The 20,807-nt window shown below is 59.4% G+C and carries 14 protein-coding genes and 11 pseudogenes; 6 read left to right on the top strand and 19 right to left on the bottom strand.

Annotation, left to right across the window (positions count from 1 at the left end; all coding sequences use genetic code 11):
- Positions 1-82 precede the first annotated feature (82 nt).
- Positions 83-496 (top strand): endolytic transglycosylase MltG, encoded by a 414-nt coding sequence (mltG, locus tag JCM25143_RS22955; RefSeq protein WP_234394807.1) that lies wholly within the window; start codon positions 83-85, stop codon positions 494-496.
- Between the two features lie 35 nt (positions 497-531).
- Here the strand turns inward: mltG and JCM25143_RS25490 are convergent, their stop codons facing one another.
- The 18 genes and pseudogenes from JCM25143_RS25490 to JCM25143_RS15400 form a co-directional block, all read right to left on the bottom strand.
- Positions 532-693 carry a hypothetical protein gene (locus JCM25143_RS25490; RefSeq protein WP_456303588.1) on the bottom strand — a complete coding sequence of 54 codons (162 nt, stop codon included), beginning with the start codon at positions 691-693 and terminating at the stop codon, positions 532-534.
- On the bottom strand, positions 693-1,373 hold the full coding sequence (locus JCM25143_RS15460) for a lipid-binding SYLF domain-containing protein (RefSeq protein WP_456303587.1): 681 nt from the start codon (positions 1,371-1,373) through the stop codon (positions 693-695). The genes JCM25143_RS25490 and JCM25143_RS15460 overlap by 1 nt, the downstream gene beginning before the upstream one ends.
- Positions 1,374-1,465: 92 nt before the next feature.
- On the bottom strand, positions 1,466-2,263 hold the full coding sequence (locus tag JCM25143_RS00400; protein ID WP_025859644.1) for an inositol monophosphatase family protein: 798 nt from the start codon (positions 2,261-2,263) through the stop codon (positions 1,466-1,468).
- 86 nt (positions 2,264-2,349) lie between these two features.
- Positions 2,350-3,261, bottom strand: a pseudogene (locus JCM25143_RS15455) (LpxL/LpxP family acyltransferase).
- A pseudogene (lpxK, locus tag JCM25143_RS15450) lies at positions 3,242-4,241 on the bottom strand (tetraacyldisaccharide 4'-kinase). Before lpxK ends, JCM25143_RS15455 begins: the two co-directional pseudogenes overlap by 20 nt.
- On the bottom strand, positions 4,174-5,937 hold the full coding sequence (locus JCM25143_RS15445; protein WP_234394806.1) for a glycosyltransferase N-terminal domain-containing protein: 1,764 nt from the start codon (positions 5,935-5,937) through the stop codon (positions 4,174-4,176). Before JCM25143_RS15445 ends, lpxK begins: the two are co-directional and overlap by 68 nt.
- Positions 5,823-6,227: a lysophospholipid acyltransferase family protein gene (locus tag JCM25143_RS22950; protein WP_234394805.1), complete on the bottom strand. Its 405-nt coding sequence runs from the start codon at positions 6,225-6,227 to the stop codon at positions 5,823-5,825. The genes JCM25143_RS15445 and JCM25143_RS22950 overlap by 115 nt, the downstream gene beginning before the upstream one ends.
- A 22-nt stretch (positions 6,228-6,249) precedes the next feature.
- Positions 6,250-6,740 (bottom strand): annotated as a pseudogene (locus JCM25143_RS15440) (DUF934 domain-containing protein).
- A pseudogene (locus JCM25143_RS15435) lies at positions 6,727-8,417 on the bottom strand (nitrite/sulfite reductase). The pseudogenes JCM25143_RS15440 and JCM25143_RS15435 overlap by 14 nt, the downstream one beginning before the upstream one ends.
- Positions 8,418-8,441: 24 nt before the next feature.
- A pseudogene (locus JCM25143_RS15430) lies at positions 8,442-8,784 on the bottom strand (DUF2849 domain-containing protein).
- A 97-nt stretch (positions 8,785-8,881) separates the two neighbouring features.
- Entirely contained in the window at positions 8,882-9,112 is a 231-nt protein-coding gene (locus JCM25143_RS21155) for a hypothetical protein (protein WP_035370247.1), read from the bottom strand.
- A complete protein-coding gene (locus JCM25143_RS22945) occupies positions 9,109-9,504 on the bottom strand; it encodes an ATP-binding cassette domain-containing protein (protein WP_234394819.1) in 396 nt (131 codons plus the stop codon). The genes JCM25143_RS21155 and JCM25143_RS22945 overlap by 4 nt, the downstream gene beginning before the upstream one ends.
- On the bottom strand, positions 9,455-9,940 hold the full coding sequence (locus tag JCM25143_RS22940; protein ID WP_267879890.1) for an ATP-binding cassette domain-containing protein: 486 nt from the start codon (positions 9,938-9,940) through the stop codon (positions 9,455-9,457). The genes JCM25143_RS22945 and JCM25143_RS22940 overlap by 50 nt, the downstream gene beginning before the upstream one ends.
- Positions 9,937-10,740, bottom strand: a complete 804-nt coding sequence (locus tag JCM25143_RS00360) for a sulfate ABC transporter permease (protein WP_025859643.1) — start codon at positions 10,738-10,740, stop codon at positions 9,937-9,939. Before JCM25143_RS00360 ends, JCM25143_RS22940 begins: the two co-directional genes overlap by 4 nt.
- A pseudogene (cysT, locus tag JCM25143_RS15415) lies at positions 10,737-11,584 on the bottom strand (sulfate ABC transporter permease subunit CysT). The gene JCM25143_RS00360 and the pseudogene cysT overlap by 4 nt, the downstream one beginning before the upstream one ends.
- Before the next feature lie 127 nt (positions 11,585-11,711).
- A pseudogene (cysC, locus tag JCM25143_RS15410) lies at positions 11,712-13,590 on the bottom strand (adenylyl-sulfate kinase).
- Between the two features lie 28 nt (positions 13,591-13,618).
- Positions 13,619-14,412 (bottom strand): annotated as a pseudogene (cysD, locus tag JCM25143_RS15405) (sulfate adenylyltransferase subunit CysD).
- 80 nt (positions 14,413-14,492) lie between these two features.
- Positions 14,493-15,154: pseudogene (locus JCM25143_RS15400) on the bottom strand (phosphoadenylyl-sulfate reductase).
- Positions 15,155-15,546: 392 nt separating this feature from the next.
- On the opposite strand from JCM25143_RS15400, the gene bioB reads away from it, so the two are divergent.
- From bioB to JCM25143_RS15395, 4 genes and pseudogenes are all read left to right on the top strand, one after another.
- On the top strand, positions 15,547-16,542 hold the full coding sequence (bioB, locus tag JCM25143_RS00335; protein ID WP_025859642.1) for a biotin synthase BioB: 996 nt from the start codon (positions 15,547-15,549) through the stop codon (positions 16,540-16,542).
- 15 nt (positions 16,543-16,557) lie between these two features.
- The gene (gene queE, locus JCM25143_RS00330) at positions 16,558-17,199 is read left to right on the top strand and encodes a 7-carboxy-7-deazaguanine synthase (protein ID WP_025859641.1); all 642 of its coding nucleotides are present in this window, start codon (positions 16,558-16,560) and stop codon (positions 17,197-17,199) included.
- A gap of 2 nt (positions 17,200-17,201) precedes the next feature.
- Positions 17,202-17,933, top strand: coding sequence for a 7-cyano-7-deazaguanine synthase QueC (queC, locus tag JCM25143_RS00325; protein ID WP_025859640.1), 732 nt, complete (start codon positions 17,202-17,204; stop codon positions 17,931-17,933).
- Positions 17,926-18,455: pseudogene (locus tag JCM25143_RS15395) on the top strand (6-pyruvoyl trahydropterin synthase family protein). Before queC ends, JCM25143_RS15395 begins: the two are co-directional and overlap by 8 nt.
- Before the next feature lie 108 nt (positions 18,456-18,563).
- Here JCM25143_RS15395 and JCM25143_RS15390 read toward each other — a convergent pair.
- Positions 18,564-20,059, bottom strand: a pseudogene (locus JCM25143_RS15390) (malate:quinone oxidoreductase).
- A gap of 315 nt (positions 20,060-20,374) precedes the next feature.
- Here JCM25143_RS15390 and JCM25143_RS00310 point away from each other — a divergent pair.
- Complete coding sequence (locus JCM25143_RS00310; protein ID WP_025859639.1) at positions 20,375-20,806, top strand: OsmC family protein; 432 nt, start codon at positions 20,375-20,377, stop codon at positions 20,804-20,806.
- Position 20,807: the final 1 nt, after the last annotated feature.

The raw sequence follows: 20,807 nt of genomic DNA, 5'->3' as shown, positions 1-20,807 counted from the left end.
GACAGGCACTTGTGGCACAGATGCAGCTACGCCTGCATACAGCCTGCAAGAAATCTGGCAGGCACGCTCGCCCGACACTCAAATGCTGCACACACCTGAAGAGCTTCTTGTTCTGGCTTCATTGATTGAAAAAGAAACGGCTGTTCCTGATGAACGCCCCCTTATTGCCGGGGTATTCCTCAACAGGCTCGCCAAAAGCATGAAGCTCCAGACTGACCCGACGGTTATCTACGCCATAACTCACGGCAATCCGCCGCTTGGCCGCCCACTGACACGATCAGACCTTCAGACACCCAGCCCCTATAATACGTATCTGATCACCGGCCTGCCGCCTGGCCCCATCTGCGCACCGGGAACACAGGCCTTAGACGCCGCAGCCCATCCGGCACGAACCGATGCCCTGTATTTTGTCGCAAATGGCTCGGGGGGGCACAGTTTTGCTGCCACCCTGTCTGAACATAATCAAAATGTTAGCGAGTTCAGAAAAAAGCACTGACTCATAGTCAGTGCTTTTTTGCCGATATGGCCGGATTAACGGTGGCTCGAACTGGTCGGGCTAAGACTTTCCTGACGGATACCGCCACCGGCAGAACCGGGCTCAACCGCATCATCAAAGCTATCGTTCGTGGCAGCGGTACTCCGGCTGGTGCTTGATGCGGGCGTGGTTGCGGCGGATGCCGTGGAATAACGCATCAGTATCCGGCGCAACGGATCAGCCCCGGATTATTGACCCGCATGGTCACAACAATCTCTTCAGGCCCGACCGTCTGGCTGTAATATTCACGGTTTACATCGCTGTTAACCGTCAGCTTGCTACCACCGAGCGAAGCCCCCGCGAACACACCCTGCGAACGCTGGGCAACAAGAATGTCCGTGTTGCTGGCCCCCGCATTGGCACTGGCCACGGCCGTGCTCATATTGGCGAAAGAGGCCCCCGCATTGGACCCAAGCTGCAACTGGCTATCCAGCAATGCCTGCAAGCCCCTGTCTGTCATGATAAAAAACAGTATCTGCGAACTCTGGACCCCGAACTGGATCCCCACCGAGGCGGTGCTGAGCGTATAAAATGCCGGGTCTGACCACGAGCCACGGGCATCGCGCGCCAGCAGAACACAGCTTCCGTGCGCGCCCCCGAACCCGATGGAAACCCGGAACATGGCAGGGCAGACCATAACCGCCCGCGCCTTGCTCAGATTGGTGCTAAGGACGGAGCGCTGGCTGCTATTCCCGAAAATATCCTCAACACTCAGGGCTGCACGATCAACCGTCGCCTGTGGTGTATCCGATGCCCGAGCCTGTTCCTGCGTCCCGGCAACCAATGTTGTCGCACCCGCAAGCGCAAACACGACGGACAAACGGGTAAACTGTTTCATGGCCGTTTTTCTCCATGGTAACCGGCATCTTTGTTGCATCAGAAGAGAGCATGGTTTTATGGCGGCAGAAAGGCCTTGCCGTGTTTTTCCTTCTATTCCAGAGGAATACCCACGGCATCAGACAGGGTTTGGGCAATATGGGGGTTAGCCGCCATGATTACGGCCCCGCCTGTCAGCCCGCCATCACGCAGAAAGGGCGAAACCCTCGCTCCGGCTTCCGCCAGCAGGGGCAGGGCTCCGGCTACATCCCACAGATTGATGACAATCTCGATATAGCCGTCCAGCCGCCCGCTTGCCACATCGGCCAGTGCCAGCGCGCCGCAGCCACCTGAGCGAGGCATGGCTCCCAGTTCCATGATCGCATCAATCTTTTCCATGAAAACCGGCTTGGGCACGCGCCCGCTCCAGCCCATTTCAATCATGGCGCGCGAGGGTTCCGCCACGCGGGAGGCCTGAATGGGCTTGCCATTCAGGAAAGCACCATGGCCGCGTAACGAGGTATAAACCTCCTGCAACGCAGGGGCCTCAATAACGCCCGCAACAGGCTCATCGCCATCAAGCAACCCAAGCGAAACGCACCACCGGCTACGGCCTCGCGCATAATTGGAGGTGCCGTCAATCGGGTCCACAACCCAGCGCAGGCTCCCTGTGCGGGTTACGCCGCCTTCTTCACCCTCAAACCCGTCATCGGGAAAAAGCGCCTTCATGCGCCCGGCAATAAAGGCTTCTACCGCGCCATCAGTCTCGGTCAGCCAGTCCTGTGCGGCTTTCAGTTCGCCCTGCGGGCCACCCGGTTGCGGCCTCATGGCCATGGCCATACGCGCGGCATCCCGCACAACGGATCGGGCGGCTTCCAGTCGGCAGGCCAAAGCGGGGCTGGGGGCGGTCATGATACAAAATCTCCTGCTTCTTGGTTCGGGCCGGGGCACGATAGCGGGAAACCAGTATTATAAAAGCCCTGCGGCCGGAATGTCTGTCAGGCTCGATAGCAGGATTTTGGCCACCGCCTGTGCAGCCACAACCAGCTTTGCGGTTTTTGGCGTATCCAGCTTTCAAGCCGGTCATTGATCGCCTGTGTCAGCAGGCGGGTATCTTCCTGTTTATTCCCTGTATCTGGCAGGGTCAGGGGCGCTTCCACCACCACGCGCAAGCGGGCAGGGCCCAGACGCATCACATAACCCGGAATAACCGGACAGCGGTAGCGCAGGGCCATGGCAGCAAGGCAGGGGCTGTCATGGCGGGTTGACCGAAAAACGTCACCTCCAGACCATCGTTCATTTTCTGGTCCACCAGCATGCCAAGCCGCCCACCACGCGCCACATAAGCCAGCGCTTCACGCGCGCCTTTTGCGCCTTTGGCAAACAGTGGCACCGTCTTGCCACCCATGGCGCTATCACGCAGGGTGCGAATAAGCGCATCTACGCGGGTTTCCTGCCGCACGGTAAAACGAGGCAAATGGCACGCCATGCCGCGCCACCGCTGGAGGCAGCATTTCCCAGTTGCCAATATGCCCGGATACGAACAGCACCGGCCCACCATGGCGAGCCTGCTCATGCAGATATTCAGCCCCCTGAACCTCAAAGCCCGGACCGGATGGGGTATTCTCCTGCAGGCTGGCAATATGGGGCAATTCCCCCACCGTGCGCCCCAGATTTTCCCATACTCCCCGCACGATGGCACGCCTTTCGCGCTGGGACAGTTCCGGCATGGCCAGTTCCAGATTCCGCTCGGCTACACGGGAGACCGGCAGAAAAGGGCCAATAGCCCGCGCCAGATTGCCTGCGAAGGTTGAGGCGGTTTCAGGCTTCATCCCTCCCAGAAACGCCAGCAGCGCTTGGGCAACACAGGCCTCAAGCCATTGCCCCGTTTTACGAAGCCACGCTGCCATGCCACTCTCCTTCAAGAAACTGATCCAAAATCCATTCAGGATCAGCCTCATCCCCCCAGATCAAATCCACACCCACACTGATAACCCGGGCCTGAAATTCCGACGGCAAACGCACATGGTCCTTGGGCGTGGTAACAAGCACGGCACCATGTCTCCGGGCTTCTGTCTCCAGCCTTGCAAGATCGCGCGCGGTATAGGGATGGTGGTCGGCAAATGTGCGCATCCCGACAAGGTTTACCCCCGCGTCACGTAGGGTATCGAAAAACTTGTCCGGCCGACCGAGCCCCGCAAACGCGATACAGGGCTTACCCATCACCGCTGCGACTTCGGCTGACTGCTTGAAAAACACCTGAAAAACTGGCTTTCCACAGGCTTGCAGCCTGGGTAGAAAGCCTGTCCTGTCCGCACCGGTCAGCAAGATGGCCGTACTACGCGCCAGCGCATCCGCCAGAGGTTCACGCAACGGCCCGGCGGGTAATATATGCCCGTTGCCAACGCCGGCTCCACCATCGATAACCAGCAGGGACGCTGTCTTGCGCAATCCCGGATTCTGAAATCCATCATCCATCAGAAGGCAGTCCGCCCCTGCCTCAATGGCGCGTTCTGCGCCCCGCACACGATCTCCCCCCACCCAGACCGGCATATGCTGGCCAGCAGCAGCGGTTCATCCCCCACATCGCCCGCTCCATGCCGCCTCGGGTCAACCCGCGTACCATCAGGCACCCGCCCACCATATCCGCGTGCAAGGATATGCGGCTTTTTCCCCCGCCGGATCAGCCTTTGTGCCAGTTCCATAACCACTGGGGTTTTGCCCGTACCCCCCACGCTCACATTGCCACAGCACAATACGGGCACAGGGCGCTCCAGCCCGTTTTTTTCTGCCTTTTGCGGGCAGCACGGATCACCAGTGCCTCAACAGGCGAGAGCAGAGCAGGCAGCAGACGTGCCGCAGGATTGCGCCAGAAGGCAGGCGGTTTCAGCATGACCATGCCAGCGCCACAACCCGCTCCGCCAACTGATCAACCAGAGACTGATCCGCCATGGTGATCTCCTGCGCGGCATGGCCCATTTGTTCACGCAGGGCTTGATTACCCACAACACGGCGTACCCAGCTGCCAGAGCCTGAGTATCCGGCACATTGGCCACGGCATCGCCAAAATGCTGATAGGCTTCGGTAAAATTACCCGTAAGCGGACCGGTGGCAATCGCGCAGCCCAACCGGGCCGGTTCATAAGGGTTGTGGCCGCCCCCTTTGCAACCCGGCAGGCTATTGCCCATGAAAACGCATGACACCAGCCGGAAAAATAACCCCAGTTCGCCCAGTGTATCTGCCACCCATATCTGATCCTGCGGCTGCGGAAGCTGCCCTAGCTGTCGCCGGGGGGCTCCACCGGCCATGGCAGCAATATCGGCACCACGCTCGGGGTGACGGGGCACGATAATGGTCAGAAAATCTGGTATATCCTGCGACAGGGCGCGGGCTACATCGATAATCGCCTGTTCTTCTCCGGCATGCGTGGAAGCCGCCAGCCAGACTGGCCGCGCCCCCAAACTGGCGCGCAAACACTCAAGCTCCGCCTGATCTACCGGCAAGGGGGCCGCAGCGCGTTTGAGATCACCCGAAGGCAGAACGGAGGACGCTCCAAGAGCAGACAGACGCCCGGCATCCTCCGGGCTTCTGGGGCATATCCACGCAAAACGCTCCAGCATGGCTCGTGCTACCCCCGGCATGCGCTGCCAGCGTTTAAAGCTCCTGTCCGACATGCGACCATTGACCAGCGCCACAGCAATATTACGTGCATGGCACAGGCCGATCATGGTGGGCCAGAGTTCGCTTTCCGTAAACACCACGGCCTGCGGCTGCCAGTGACGTAAAAAACGCCCCCCCCAACGCGGCACATCAAGCGGCATGAACTGATGGATCACACGCGCATCGGCCAGTCTCTGGGCAACCGTATGGGCAGCCGTAACGGTGCCGGTTGTCAGCAGCACATGCATATCCGCACGCAGGGCCAGACATTTCTGCACAAGAGGCAGCAGGGAGATAACCTCACCCACACTGGCCGCATGAAACCACACCAGCGCCCCATCCGGGCGGGAGCGGGACGCATGGCCCATTTTCTCACGCACACGCTCGGGCAGCTCCTTACCCCGCGCCAGCCGCCAGCGCAGAAACAAAGGCAGGAGCGGGGTCAGAACCCGACCAGCAACGGACCATATGCGCGAAGGTGTCAGTGCAAGCGGCGCAAGGGCCTTGGGCGGGTTCTCTGTATCCATGGGGGTGGCTCTGAGCCGCTCCGCACTGCCCATCGCACCATTCAGAGCCTGTTCCAGCACAAGAGCAGGGTCGGCCCCATCCGGCAGGCTATCTAGAAACAGCGGATCACCGCAGGAGAGCACACCCCGGCCAAACGGCAGCGGCAGCACCATTCGGTCCCATGTTTTCAGCTTCAGGCCATGGCAGACAGCGCCAACTGGCACCACAGGAGCTCCGGCCAGACGCGCCAGAGCCAGCACCCCCTGTTGAACCTTACGCCTTGGCCCTCTGGGGCCATCGGGGGTTATGGCAACAAGACAGCCATGCCGTAGGCTGCGGCGCATCTGCCGCAGGGCATTGGCTCCGCCCTTGTTCTTGCCTCGTGTATCGCTTGATCCGGCAATGGACCAGATGCGCATGGTGCCACGACATCGGCAATCAACCGGCCATCCTGATTACGGCTTATCAGAACCCTAAGCCGGAGAGCTGGGTTGTGTGGCTCCGCCCACCACCACAGGGCAGGCGAAAGCGGCAACATTTCGTGCCAGAAGGCCACAACCGCTACGCGGCCTTCACGCCCGGTCAACCAGTCCTGTGACTGGGGGGAGAGAGCGATTGTCCAGCGCTTGGTTCGCAGGGCAAAGCCCAGATACGCACGCAGCCCTGCCACCAGACCGGCACGCAGGGCCGAACGAACGGGGCCTGTCATGATACGGACCCGCCTTATGCCCTCAGGAAAGCAGCCATCTCCTGAGGCCGGTGCCTTCAGGTTTTTCGTCCAGCACGGAAGCTGATACGCCATGGTAAAGCGGGTATGCGCCTCCTGCCAGAAAACCGGGTCGCTCTCCTGCGGAATCTCGACCTGCGAAACCCCACAACGCAGCAGGAACTCATACTGGTCGGGCAGAATATGCCCCGCTGCCCGTACTGTGCCTGTATAGCCCAGATGCTCACGCAGGGCGCGGGCCTGACTGAAAGCCCTGCCATCACGGAAGGAGGCAAATGTCACACACACAAGGTCCAGACGGGGCAGGGCTTCGCGCAGGCTTTCAACCCGGTCCGCCGGTTCCAGCACCACGCCAAGACGGCCCGCACCATTACGCCCAAGCCCTTCAGCCAGACGGGAAAGCGGCACCAGCACATCGCCTTCCGGCAGGGCTACGCCTTCCTGTGCAGTCTGCCAGCCGTTTTGCGTAATCTGGCCGTTCTCAAACAGTGGCATAGGCTGCGTCCTTGAATGGCGCCGCGCCAAGACGGCGGCAGGTCTCGATAAAACGCTCACCCGGATTACGCCGGACGAGATAGGTGTCGATTATACGGGCAATGGCGTCCACTGTCTCGTCTTCGGACATGGCAGAGCCCAGAATCTGGCCGACGGATGCATCATCCCCCGTGCTGCCGCCAAGCGTAATCTGGAAAGCTTCCTCGCCACGCTTGTCCACCCCCAGAATACCGATATTGCCTGCATGGTGGTGCCCGCACGCATTGATGCAGCCCGAAATATTCAGCCTGAGCTGGCCGATTTCCTGCTGCAGCGTGTTATCAGCAAAACGCGCGCTCAGTTTCTGCGCGATAGGGATGGAGCGCGCATTGGCCAGCGAGCAGTAATCCAGACCGGGGCAGGCAATGATATCAGTCAGCAGCCCAACATTGGCCGTGCCCAGCCCGTTGGCCTGCAACACCTGCCAGATATCGAACAGGCGATCCTGCCGAACATGGCCCAGCACGACATTCTGCATGTGGGTAATGCGCAATTCGCCAAAGCTATACTGATCCGCCAGATCAGCCAGCAGGTCCATCTGTTCAGCCGTTGCATCACCCGGAATACCACCCGCAGGCTTGCATGATACCGTCAGGCTGCAATAGCCGGGCTGCTTGTGCGGGTGCGTGTTGGTGCCAACCCATACGGCGAACTCACGGTCCGCACGGCACTGGGCGGCCAGAGCCTCAGAACCATCGGCCAGCGTTTCGAAAGCCGGTGCGCCAAAACGTGCGCGAATGGCATCGACAACCTCGGCCGGCAGACGGTAACGGCTGCGATCCATGGCGGCGAATTCGGCATTTACCTTTTCAAGAAATGCTTCACGACCAAGGGCCTGCACAAGAATCTTGATACGCGCCTTGTACATATTATCGCGGCGGCCATACTCATTATAGATGCGCAACACGGCCTCAAGATAGGCAATCAGGTCTTCTTCAGGCAGATCGTCGCGTAGCTGACGCCGACAATGGGTGTACGCCCAAGTCCGCCGCCCACAATCACCTCGAACACGGCACGGCCATTAGCCCCGACACGAGCAATCAGCCCGATATCATGGAAGCGGGCTGCCACACGGTCCTGCGCGCTGCCGGAAATGGCAATTTTGAACTTGCGCGGCAGGAAGGTGAATTCAGGATGCAGGGTAGACCACTGCCGCAGAATTTCCGCATGCACACGCGGGTCAAGCACCTCGTCACGCGCGGCACCGGCGAACTGGTCGGATGTCACGTTGCGGATGCAGTTACCGCTGGTCTGGATGGCGTGCATCTGGGCATCGGCCAGCACGTCCAGAATTTCGGGCGTATCTTCCAGCTTGATCCAGTTGAACTGGATATTCTGGCGCGTGGTGAAATGCCCGTAACCCCGGTCATAACGCCGTGCAATATGGGCGAGGGTGCGCATCTGCCCGGCACTAAGGGTGCCATACGGAATAGCCACGCGCAGCATATAGGCATGAAGCTGAAGGTACAGACCGTTCATCAGCCGCAGGGGCTTGAACTCGTCCTCGCTCAGCGCACCGGACAGGCGGCGGGCCACCTGATCACGGAACTGCTCAACGCGCTGTGCCAGAAATGCACGGTCAACCTCGTCATAGGCATAACGCCCGACCGGAAGCGTGGACTGAAGGAGCTGGGGCATGGTTTCTTGTCCTGCTAACGGTTTTCAGGCCTGTTCCGCCTGCGCGGGGGGCTGCCAGGCCGGGGTGAAGGCGGCATGCACACTGGGGCCAAACGCACGAATGCGTTCGCGGGTTGTCAGCGGCTCGGGGCCGGATGAAGACAGTTCGACCTGCACACCATAAACCCCCACAACCTCATCTGCCGCTGCACGGGCGTTCTGGTTTGCCAGCCGCTCGGGCATGCTCTCATTGGTAAAGGTTGCAGCGTTTTTAATGGTCAACTGCCACGCGCTGCGGGTCAAGCCAGACAATCCGTCCGTCCAGCAGCCGGTTTGCCGTGACAACGCTCAGCCCGTCTTCATCGCGGCGATTGTTTCTGCGATCCACTTCCGTCCCTTTCTGGCCCGTTCCTGCCAAAGAAAATACAAAAAACAGATGATATTATCAATATATCACGAACAAAAAACGTATCATGTCGCACGCCTTACAGGCAGGCGAGACCATTACGGAACAACCGCGCCCGGCTGATATCCAGCGCAGTGCCCTCAAGGGCATGCTCCACACCATCCTGCGGCAGAAAGAACGGAATGCTGTGCTCTGCATTATTGAGCACATAATGCCGGTAGCCATTGCGCGCCCCACGTGGCAGCGCCTTCCATGGGGTATCCTGCCCCGGCTGTGCAGGAACAAGCTGGATTTCATACGGCCGTATCATGGCGACAGCAGGGCCATCGACCACGGAAGTCGGCACGGGAAAGGCTGAACGAGCGGGTTATGCGGCACCATACGTCCGGACTGAACATCGCCGGGGAAGGAAACGGCCTCGCCCAGAAACTCCATAACAAACTCGGTTGCCGGGCTGCGATCGAGTTCCACGGGCGAAGCATCCTGCACGATCTGCCCATCTTGCATGACCACGATCCTGTCGGCCACATCCAGCGCCTCTTCCTGATCATGGGTGACAAGGATGGTGGTCAGTCCCAGTCGGTCATGCAGGTCTCGCAGCCACGAGCGGATCGAACGCCGCACAATCGGATCAAGCGCACCAAAAGGCTCATCAAGCAGCAGCACACGCGGGCCAGTAGCCAGTGCGCGAGCCAGCGCCACACGTTGCCGCTGGCCGCCGGACAGACGGGCAGGTAGGCACTCCCCAGTTCAGGATCTGCATCAGATCGAGCAGTTCCTTTACCCGCTCATCAATCCGGGCGCGGGCAGGGCGGCGGGCGGCGGGCAGCACGTCCAGACCAAACGCGATATTGCGCGCAGCCGTCATATGCGGGAACAGGGCATAGTTCTGAAAAACAAAGCCTATCTGGCCCGCGCGTGCGCTCACATCCTCCATGACCTGACCATCCAGGCTGACCGTGCCACTCTGGTAAGGATCAAGTCCAGCAATGGCCCTGAGCAGTGTTGTCTTGCCTGCGCCCGAAGGGCCAACAAGGGCTACAAAAGCGGAATCCGGCACGTCGAGCGAAACCTTCCTCAGCAGCGCCTTGCGCCGACCGGGAGCAAAACGCTCAACAGCGCTGACTTCAATACTCATGCCTTTCTCTCCCGCAGGCGCGCGATCCATTCCGGGGCTGAGCGCAGCAGCACGGCTCCCATGGCCATGACCCCCAGCAGGGCTGCCATCGTGAAAGCTGCCACCGACTGATAGCCATTGTACAAATTCTCGATATGCAGCGGCATGGTTTCGGTCTCGCCCGGAATATGGCCAGATACCACCGACACCGCACCAAACTCGCCCAGCGAGCGCGCCGTTGTCAGCAGCACACCGGACAAGAGTGCTCCACGCACGCCGGGCAGGGTGACATGCCATAGAACCTGCCAGAAATTGGCTCCGGCCAGCACGGCGGCCTCTTCTGCATCACGCCCCTGCAGCTCCATAACGGGCAGCAGCGTACGCACCACATAGGGCAGGGTAACGAACAGCGTGGCCAGAATAATGCCCGGCACCGCAAAGGCTATGTGGATATTCCACCGCTCCAGCATGGGGCCGAACCAGCCCTGCGCACCAAACAGCAGCAACCACACCAAACCTGACACCACAGGTGAAATGCTCAGCGGCAGTTCCAGCAGCACCAGCAACGCCTGTCGCCCACGAAAACGAAAGCAGGCCAGCAACCATGCCGCCAGAACACCAAACACCGTATTAATGGCGACAGACACCACCGTAACGCGCAACGTAAGCCATATGGCGGATAGGCCGTCCGGGTCTGACAGGGTGGCGAGTGACGCCCACAACCCGTCCTTGAGGGCCTCGCTCAGCACCATGGCTGGGGGCGCTACCAGCACGAGCAAAATGAACAGCCAAGTTGCTACCCACAGCACGTAACGCATCATGCGGGCTCACTCCACAAGGCAAGCCGCTTACGCATCATCCCCACCAGCAGCAGCACCAGAAGCGACGCCACAAGCAGGATAAGAGCAATGGCGGTCGCTCCAGCGTAATCAAACTCCTGCAACCGCACGACAATCAGCAGAGGTGCAATCTCGCTCCTGAAAGGCTGATTGCCTGCGATGAAAATGACCGAGCCATATTCCCCGATCCCCCGCGCGAAGGCCAGACCGAACCCCGTAACAAGAGCGGGCAGAAGCGGAGCGACAATCACCCGCGTAAAGACCTGCCATGGCTTGGCCCCAAGCAGCTTGGCAGCTTCTTCAAGCTCATGGGGCAGGTCGCGCAGCACGGGTTCAATAGCACGCACCATAAACGGCAGCCCCACGAACATGAGGGCCACCACAATACCCAGCCGGTTGTATGAAACGAAAATTCCAAGCCGTGACAGAGGCTCGCCCAGCCAGCCATTCGGGCTGTACAAAGTCGCCAGCGTAATGCCGGAAACCGCCGTGGGCAGAGCCAGCGGCAGGTCGATCAGGGCATTGGCCACATGCCGTCCCGGCAGATGCCCACGCACCAGCGCCCAGGCTAGCATCAGCCGAAAGGCAGGTTACAGGCCGCCGCCGTGGCCGCGCAGGAAAAGCTGGTCCAGAGAGCTGCAAACATGCGCCCATCGCGCAAGGCTGTCAGCATGGCGCTTACGCCATCCTGCCATGGGCGTACCAGCAGCGTAGAAAGCGGCAGAAGAATCAGCAACCCCGCCCAGAGCAGGGTTGTGATCAGGGACAGCCGATACCCCGGCAACGCCCGGTTCGAGCGTAGCAATGCAAGAAAAAACTGTTTCATGTTACGGCGCGCTCGTTCCGGCTTTCCCTTGATAGATGATAGCCAGCCATCAGGTTTGACAACAAGAACGCAACGCGCCCGATCCGTAAGAACCGGGCGCGCCCGTTAGTGCCAGAACCGGAATGCTTCAGCCCCGCTTGCGCTGCCCCGCACCCGTACGGACCGTGGCTTCCACAAAGGTCACCAGTTCGCCCGCCGCCGCATCGACAGCCTGCGCACCGGTTTCTACCCGCAATGCAGGAGACTGCGGTGCCTCGTAGGGAGCATCAATGCCGGTAAAGCTGCTAATCTTGCCAGCACGGGCGGCTGCGTACAGCCCCTTGGGGTCACGCTGCTCGCATACATCAAGCCCGGCATCGACAAAGATTTCGGCAAAGTTTTCACCGATAATCCGTGCAGCCAGTTCCCTGTCAGATTTCAGGGGCGAGATCAGCGTTACAAGCACGACCTGCCCGGCATCGCGCAGGATACGGGCAACCTCAGCAGCACGACGCACGTTTTCCGTGCGGTCCGCTTCGCTAAAGCCCAGATCACTGCACAGCCCGGCCCGCAGCGTATCACCATCCAGCACGGTCACATCCACACCGGCGGCAAACAGGCGGTTTTCAGCCGCACGCGCCAGCGTTGTCTTGCCTGCGCCGGAAAGCCCGGTCAGCCAGAACACTGCGCCTGATGGCCCTTGATCCGCTCACGATCCTGCACGCTCACATGGCTCGCGCTGGGGTGGATGACCTTTTCGCCCGGTGCAATCTCGGCAGGGCCCATCAGCGGCGCGCCGCCAACGATACGCTGCTGCCGATCCACCAGCACGCCACGCCCATCGGTTGTACCGGGGGTGAAGGGGTCGAACTGGATGTTTTCCGAAGCAGAGAGAATGATCTGTGCAAAGCCTTCGGGCGGCACTTCCTCGCCGGGATTTTCCGTAAGGTCTTCGAGGTTCACCACAGATTCAATGGCCGTCACGGTCACGGCATGTTCTGCCGTCGCCAAACGCAGGCGGAAGCTCTCGCCAACGCGCAGGGGTTCCTGACGCAGCCAGAACAGACGCGTGCGCACGCGCGATGCTTCAACCGGTGCCGTTTCGCGATGGTGCAGCAGGTCACCACGGTCAGGGATAACATCCGGCTCAAGCGTTACCGCAACCGACTGCCCTGCATAGGCCGAAACCTGCGGAGCCGTGTGCCAGCCTTCGATAGAAGCAATGCGGGCAGGGGTTTTCTGTGTGCCGATCACCACCGTATCGCCAACACGCACGCGGCCGCGTTCGATACGGCCCGCAACGTAGCGCTTGTCGCCAAAACGGTACACATCCTGCACAGGCAGGCGCAGAGCCAGTTCAGCACGGGAAGCAGGCGTGGGCACCGCCACCAGCGCTTCGGTCAGCGTCGGGCCGGTATACCAAGGCATGTTGTCGGAGCGGGCGGCGATATTATCGCCATCACGCGCGGAAGCCGGCACGAACAGGGCGGCTTTGAGATCCAGCCGGGTCAGCAGATCCGTTACATCGGTCTGCACGGCTTCAATCTTGGCCTGATCAAAGTCGAGCAGATCAACCTTGTTGAGCAGCACGATGATATGGCGGATACCAATCAGATGCAGCAGCATGGCGTGGCGGCGTGTCTGCTCACGCGCACCTTCCGAGGCATCCACCACCAGCACGGCGGCTTCGGCATCGGCAGCACCTGTGATCATGTTGCGCAGAAACTGGCGATGTCCCGGCGCATCCACAATAACGTATTCACGGCCCTTCAGGTTAAAGGGGATACGTGTGGAATCAACGGTTACGCCTGATCACGTTCGATCTGAAGGGAGTCGAGCAGAAAGCTCCACTCAATCTTGAGGCCACGCTTTTTGGACGATTCAATAATCTGCGCGACCTTGCCGTCCTGCAGGTTATCCGTGTCATGCAGCAGGCGCCCGATCAGGGTGGATTTGCCATGATCGACATGCCCGACAATAACGATAGGCGTTGCCGCATCCAGGCTGGTGGTGGTGTTCTTGGTCATGTTCGCTTCAATCCCGGTCGGCACGTAATCAGAGATAGCCCGCCACTCGCAGGCGTTCGAAGGCATCCTCGGACTCATGATCCATGGCGCGGCCCGCACGTTCGGATGTTTTGGTCGTTTCCAGTTCCTCGATCACTTCCGCCACGGTGGAGGCGTTACTCTCAACCGGAGATGTAATATCGGAATCACCCAGCGAGCGATAACGCTTGCCGTCTTTGGCGAAATACAGGTCAACCAGCGGAATGCCTTCACGCTCGATGTAGCGCCAGATATCGATTTCGCGCCAGGACAGCAGGGGATGGACACGGATATGCATGCCTTCCTCGTGCGGGGTGGCATACTGGTCCCAGAACTCGGGCGGCTGGTTACGGATATCCCATTTATGGCTCGCGCCACGCGGGCTGAACACGCGTTCTTTCGCACGAGTGCCCTGCTCATCACGACGGATACCCGCGATTACGCCCTGCAGCTTGTGCTTTTCGATCATGGTAGCCAGACCCGCGGTTTTACGGGCAGCGGAACGCGCGGCCGGCGGCAGGGAGGGGTCCATCTCTTCAACCGGCGGGCAGTCACCCAGCAGCAGGTCCAGTTCCCATTTTTTGGTGTACTCATCCGGAACTGGTACATTTCGGGGAATTTCTTACCCGTATCCACGTGCATGACGGGGAACGGCACACGCCCCATGAACGCCTTCTTGGCCAGCCAGACCATGACGTTCGAATCCTTACCCAAAGACCACAGCATGGCCAGAGGCTTGAGCTTGCGATAGGCTTCCCTCAGAATGAAAACGCTCTGAGCTTCCAATTGATCAAGATGATCCATAGTATCCGTAACCCCGTTCTCGGGCTGCATGAAGAATGAAAACGTGCACTGGGCACCCAGATATTCAGACCGTCAGAAGACTAACTGACATGAATACCACACTCGGTTTTGTTCAGTCCCGCCCAGCGACCACCCCGGGCATCCTCCCCGCCACCTACAGGTGCGGTGCAGGGCTCGCATCCGATTGACGGATACCCTTCACTCACCAGTGGGTGAGGGGGCAGGCCGCGCCGTGCCATTTCGGCCTGAATTTCATCAGCGCTCCAGTAGGCCAGCGGTTGATTCTGATCTGACCATCCTCGCGCCGTTCCACAACGTCCATCTGCGAACGGGTAGAGGCCTGACCGCGCTTGCGGCCCGTCACCATGGCCTCATACCCCAGAGAAGCCAGACGCAGGGGCTCCACCTTGCGTAAGGCACAGCACGCATCGGGATCGAACGCCCAGAGTTCGCCTGTGGGGTCGTTCTGGGCTACGCGCGCGGGATCTGGATCAATATCGACAACATTGGTCAGACCAAGAAACGCAGCCAAATCACGCCGGTACGCTATGGTTTCCGGGAAATGGCGGCCAGTATTAAGGAACAGCACACGCATAGCAGGATCGGCCTCGGCCACCATAGCCAAAAGCAGAGCAGATTCCGCACCAAAAGAAGATAAAACCGCCAGTTTCTCGCCAAACTGGGCCTGCGCTGCACGCAGCAACGCTACGGGATTATCCCGCGATGCCTCAAGTTCGAGCACCTGATCGTCTCTTTCAAAAACCGTGGCCACGCCTTATACACCGCTTCCGAACGATTGAATGAAAATAATTAAACTCTTCATACAGACACATTCATATCCCAACAACTCTTATTTTCACCATCAATGCTGGCTTGCGCCCTACAATTAACGACAGATGAATGTTGTTTACCAAACCATTTAGCGCCCCTAATTTTGTTGGCATAATATATCTTATGCGCTAATTGGCCGCGTTCCTGCTAAACAGGATGACCGGCGCGGGTGTGCCCGCAACACCATGCTCAACGCCATTCCAGACCCGGCAATACCCCATTTGGGCATTACATGCTGGTGCTGCCCACACAGCCGAGCTATATTCACGCTCCTTTCTTCATATTCTGGTTCGGTTTGCTGTTATGGCTGATGGTTCATCCCCCCTTTCTCACTCCCCTGCTCCCGCGCCCACGCGCCACGACTGGAGTGTGTCGGAAATCCAGGCCCTATTGAACCTGCCCTTTCCTGAACTGATGTTCCGCGCGCAGACAGTCCACCGCGCGACGTTCGACCCGACAGAAATTCAGATTTCCACGCTGCTGTCGATCAAGACCGGTGGATGCCCCGAAGACTGCGCTTACTGCCCTCAGAGCGCTCTGCATGAAGACAGTGTAAAAGCTGAAAAGCTGATGGCTGTCGAAAAGGTTCTGGATGAGGCCCGCAAGGCCAAAGCCGCCGGGGCTGGACGGTTCTGCATGGGGGCTGCATGGCGCTCGCCCAAGGAGCGCGATCTTGAGACCGTGTGCGCCATGATCGAAGGCGTAAAGGAACTCGGGCTGGAAACCTGTGTAACCCTTGGCATGCTGGACGACACGCAGGCCCTGCGCCTGAAGGATGCCGGGCTGGATTACTACAACCATAACCTTGATACCTCTCCTGAATATTACGGCGAGATCATTTCCACCCGCACCTATCAGGATCGGCTCGATACGCTTTCCAGCGTGCGCGATGCCGGTATCAATGTCTGCTGTGGCGGCATTGTTGGCATGGGCGAAGGTGAGAGCGACCGTGCGGGGCTGATCGCCTCGCTTGCCAACCTGCCGACCCACCCCGAAAGCGTTCCCATCAACCTGCTTGTCCGTGTTGAAGGCACGCCTCTGGCCAAGGCGGATGAAGTCAGCCCGCTTGATTTCGTACGCATGATCGCCGCTGCGCGTATCACCATGCCAAAAAGCCGCGTGCGGCTTGCCGCCGGGCGCGAAAACATGACGGACGAAACACAGACCCTGTGCTTTCTGGCCGGTGCGAACTCCATTTTCTATGGTGAACGCCTGCTGACCACCCCTAACCCGCAGGCCCAGCGCGACCGCGTTCTGATGCAGAATCTGGGCATGCACACCACCGGTATCGGCCTGTAACCCGCCCCGGACAGGATGAGCTATACCGTCAAGGAGATTTTCCTCACCCTGCAGGGTGAAGGAGGACAGGCAGGACGCGTTGCCGTGTTCTGCCGCTTTACCGGCTGCAATCTGTGGTCGGGCCGGGAGCAGGACCGCGAAAGTGCCCAGTGTCGCTTTTGCGATACCGATTTTGTCGGCACGGATGGGGATAATGGCGGCCGGTTTGAAACCGCCGCCGCACTGGCTGGCACAATCGACAGCTTCTGGCCCACCAACGCCGGAGGCGGTGGCCGTAAACTGGTGGTTTTTACAGGGGGAGAACCCCTGCTCCAGCTTGATTCTCCACTCATTGCCGCCATGCACGCGCTGGATTTTGACATTGCTGTTGAAAGCAATGGCACCCTCCACGCGCCTGAAGGCATAGACTGGCTGTGCATCAGCCCCAAGGCTGGCACGCCTTTGCTCCAGACACAGGGGACGGAACTCAAGCTGGTCTACCCACAGCAGGGACTGGACCCGGCAGATCTTGCTCAGCTTGATTTCCGCCTGTTCTGGCTACAACCTATGGATGGTGCGCATCAGGCCGAGAACCTTCAGGCTGCCATCCGGTATTGTCTGGCGCACCCACAATGGGGGCTGTCCCTGCAGACCCACAAACTAACCGGAATTCCCTAGCCATGCCGCTTGCTGAAAGAGATCAACACGAGGCTGCCATTGTGCTGTTTTCCGGCGGGCAGGATTCAGCCACCTGTCTGGCATGGGCATTGGCGCGTTTCAATCGCGTTGAAACACTGGGCTTCCATTATGGACAGCGCCACGCGGTGGAACTGGAATGCCGTGCGGCCCTGCGTGAAGGCATGGCAGCCAGCAACCCGCTCTGGCGCGAGCGCCTTGGGCCCGACCATACTCTGCCACTCGACGCCCTGCACATGGTCTCGGAAACAGCACTGACCCGCGAAGCGGAAATCACCATAACCGAAAGTGGGTTACCCAACACCTTTGTGCCCGGCCGCAACTTGCTATTTCTGACCTTTGCCGCAGCACTGGCCGCACGGCGCACAATCCGGCACATTATTACCGGCGTGTGCGAAACCGATTATTCCGGCTATCCTGACTGCCGCGATGACACAATCAAATCGCTTCAGGTCTCACTCAACCTAGGCATGGAGCGGCGTTACGTTATCCATACCCCGCTCATGTGGCTGAGCAAGGCGGAAACATGGATGCTAGCGGAAGAACTCGGCGGGCAAGACCTTGTTTCCCTGATCAACCGGGAAAGCCATACCTGCTATACCGGGCAGCGCGAAACACTGCACCCATGGGGCTATGGCTGTGGCACCTGCCCCGCCTGCCACCTACGGCAAACCGGATGGGAAGCCTATCAGGCCAGGAAAGCCGAACATGCCTGAACTTGTTTTTACCCGCCGCTTTTCCATGGGCCACCGACTGATCCACGGCGCATCGGAAAGCTGTGCCCTGCCCCATGGGCATAATGAACTCGTGACCGTGCGGTTGAACGCCACAACCCCTGCCCGCCTTGATGGCTTGGGCAACATGGCCATTTCATTCCAGCAGGCCAAAGGCACATGGCACCGCTTTGTGGATGAAAAGCTCGATCATGCCCTGCAACTGGCGCAGGATGATCCTTTGCTGGACTGGTTTCTAGTGCACGAGCCCGCACGCGCGCGTCGGATTGTCGTAACTCCGGGCGACCCTACAACCGAGCTTATGGCCTGCCTGCTCATGGCCAAAATCAATGCATTCCTGAAGCACGAGGGAGGTGTACTGCACTGCACGGAACTTTCCTTGCAGGAAACGCCGACTAATACCGTCTGTTTTTCCGGCGCCCCCGAAGATTTCATCCCTCAAACGGATTTCTCCCGCACACCATGGTGGCAACGGCCGATATGAGCATTTCGGATCTGACCTGAACACTCTTATGTGAACACCCTGCCCGGCCCGCAATAAAGCGCACCGGCACAGGCTGAAAAAGGTGCGAAAGCCGGGTCCATTACAGGAACCCGGCCTACTATACGCTGCTAGAGTGTGAGCCCCAGAATTTTCGTTGTACGGTCGAACTGCTGCTGGCACAGGGCCGGATTATTCGCCAGCTTCTGCCCGAACGAGGGCACCATGGCCTTAAGCCTGTCGGTCCATTCGGGCATTTTGGCAGCAAAGCATTTCTGCAGAACGTTGAGCATGATCGGAGCCGCCGTGGAAGCGCCGGGCGAAGCACCAAGAAGGGCCGCCACCGAACCGTCATCACTGGCGATCACTTCCGTGCCGAACTGAAGCACACCACCTTTCTTCGGGTCCTGCTTGATAATCTGCACACGCTGGCCAGCCACCACCAGCTCCCAATCCTCTGCCTTGGCATCGGGAATAAAGTCGCGCAGGGCCGCAATCCGGTCTTCCTGCGACTGCATAACCTGCTGGATCAGATATTTGGTCAGGGGCCAATTATCACGCGCAACGGCCAACATTGGCCCGATATTACCCGGCCGCACGGAAAGCGGCAGATCCATCAGCGAACCCTGCTTGAGAAAGCGGGTAGAGAACCCAGCATACGGCCCGAACAGCAGCGCAGGCTTACCATCAATCATGCGGGTATCAAGATGCGGCACGGACATGGGCGGCGCACCAACCGAAGCTTTGCCATAAACCTTGGCGCGATGCCGGGCGATCAGCGCCTTGTTGGTGCAGCGCAGGAACTGCCCGCTGACTGGGAAGCCACCAACACCCTGCGCCTGCGGAATGCCGGTTTTCTGCAGCAGGGTCAGAGCCGCACCACCACCACCGATAAAGACAAAGCGCGAGCGCACGATACGATCGGTATTTTCACGCAGGTCACGCACTTTCAGCCGCCACTGGCCATCTTCATCGCGGCGGATATCCTGCACATCGTGCCGGGTATGCAGCACGCAGCCCTTTGTGCCGGACAGATAGCTGAACAGCAGGCGTGTCAGCGCGCCAAAATTGACATCCGTGCCCATCAGGCTGCGGGTGACGGCAATAGGCTCACCTTTGGGCCTGTTCTGCATGATCAGCGGTGCCCACTGGGCAATCTGCTGACGGTCTTCCGAATAATCCATACCGGCAAATAGCGGGTGAGCGGACAGCGCCTCATGCCGCTTACGCAGGAAGGCCACGTTATCGGCCCCCCAGACAAAGCTCATATGAGGAACAGCAGTCAGAAAATCGCCCGCAGCAGGAATAACGCCATTTTCGACCAGATAAGCCCAGAACTGCCGCGAAACCTGAAACTGCTCGTTTACCGCAACTGCCTTGGAAATATCGACCTTTCCGTCAGCACCCTGCGGTGTGTAGTTGAGCTCGCACAGGCTGAATGTCCTGTGCCTGCGTTGTTCCAGGCGTTTGAACTTTCTTCCGCAACAGTATCGAGCCGCTCGTAAATGCTGATTTTCCAGTCAGGCTGAAGCTGACGGAGCAAAGTCCCGAGTGTGGCGCTCATGACGCCACCGCCAATCAGGACAACATCAACAGAAGAGGCAATATCGGTCGAGTTGGAACTCATCATGGTCTCCGCATTGCCACTCAGCCCCGCAAGGACAACATTCAGCGGACTGGCGGCTTTTATTTTTCGCCACGGGTTCCTGCTCTTGCAGCCACAGGTAACCGGCGGCCTAATTGCTAGCTGCATTACTGCGCGCAGTATAGGCTTATATCCATCGCGCGCCTGCTCACCTTAGCGAGATTACAGCGTTTGTTGAAAACCCTGCCCCTACGCGCGCGTTATTCTACGATCTGACCGGGCTGTAGCGCAGGACCCACCATGGTTCTGCGCAAGCGGGCCGGTTGCTGGCACATATGAGAAAATGGAAAGCGCAGTATGACAATTACCAAGCATGGCAGCGCACACTGGAAAGGCTCCATCCGCGAAGGCCACGGCACGATCAGCACTGAAAGCGGTGCGTTGCAGGCTGTGCCCTATGGCTTTGCCACCCGCTTTGAAGGCAAGGCAGGCAGCAACCCGGAAGAGCTGCTGGGGGCCGCCCATGCCGCCTGTTTTTCCATGGCGCTTTCGCTCATTCTGGGAGAAGCCGGGCTAACAGCCCAGTCTATCCAGACAGAAGCTGCTGTTCACCTCAACAAGACGGATGGTGGGTTCGGCATTACCCAGATTGACCTGACCCTAAAGGCTAACGTGCCGGGAACCTCTGCCGAGCAGTTTCTGGCTCTGGCCGAAAAAGCCAAGGCGGGCTGCCCCGTTTCCAAGCTGTTCCGCGCCGAAATTACCCTTCGCGCCGAGCTGGAAGGCTAAT

This window comes from Acetobacter papayae JCM 25143, from assembly GCF_000613285.1.
Lineage (GTDB): Bacteria > Pseudomonadota > Alphaproteobacteria > Acetobacterales > Acetobacteraceae > Acetobacter > Acetobacter papayae.
The sequence above is the reverse complement of the archived record's forward strand: the minus strand, read 5'-3'. Positions and strand labels throughout refer to the sequence as shown.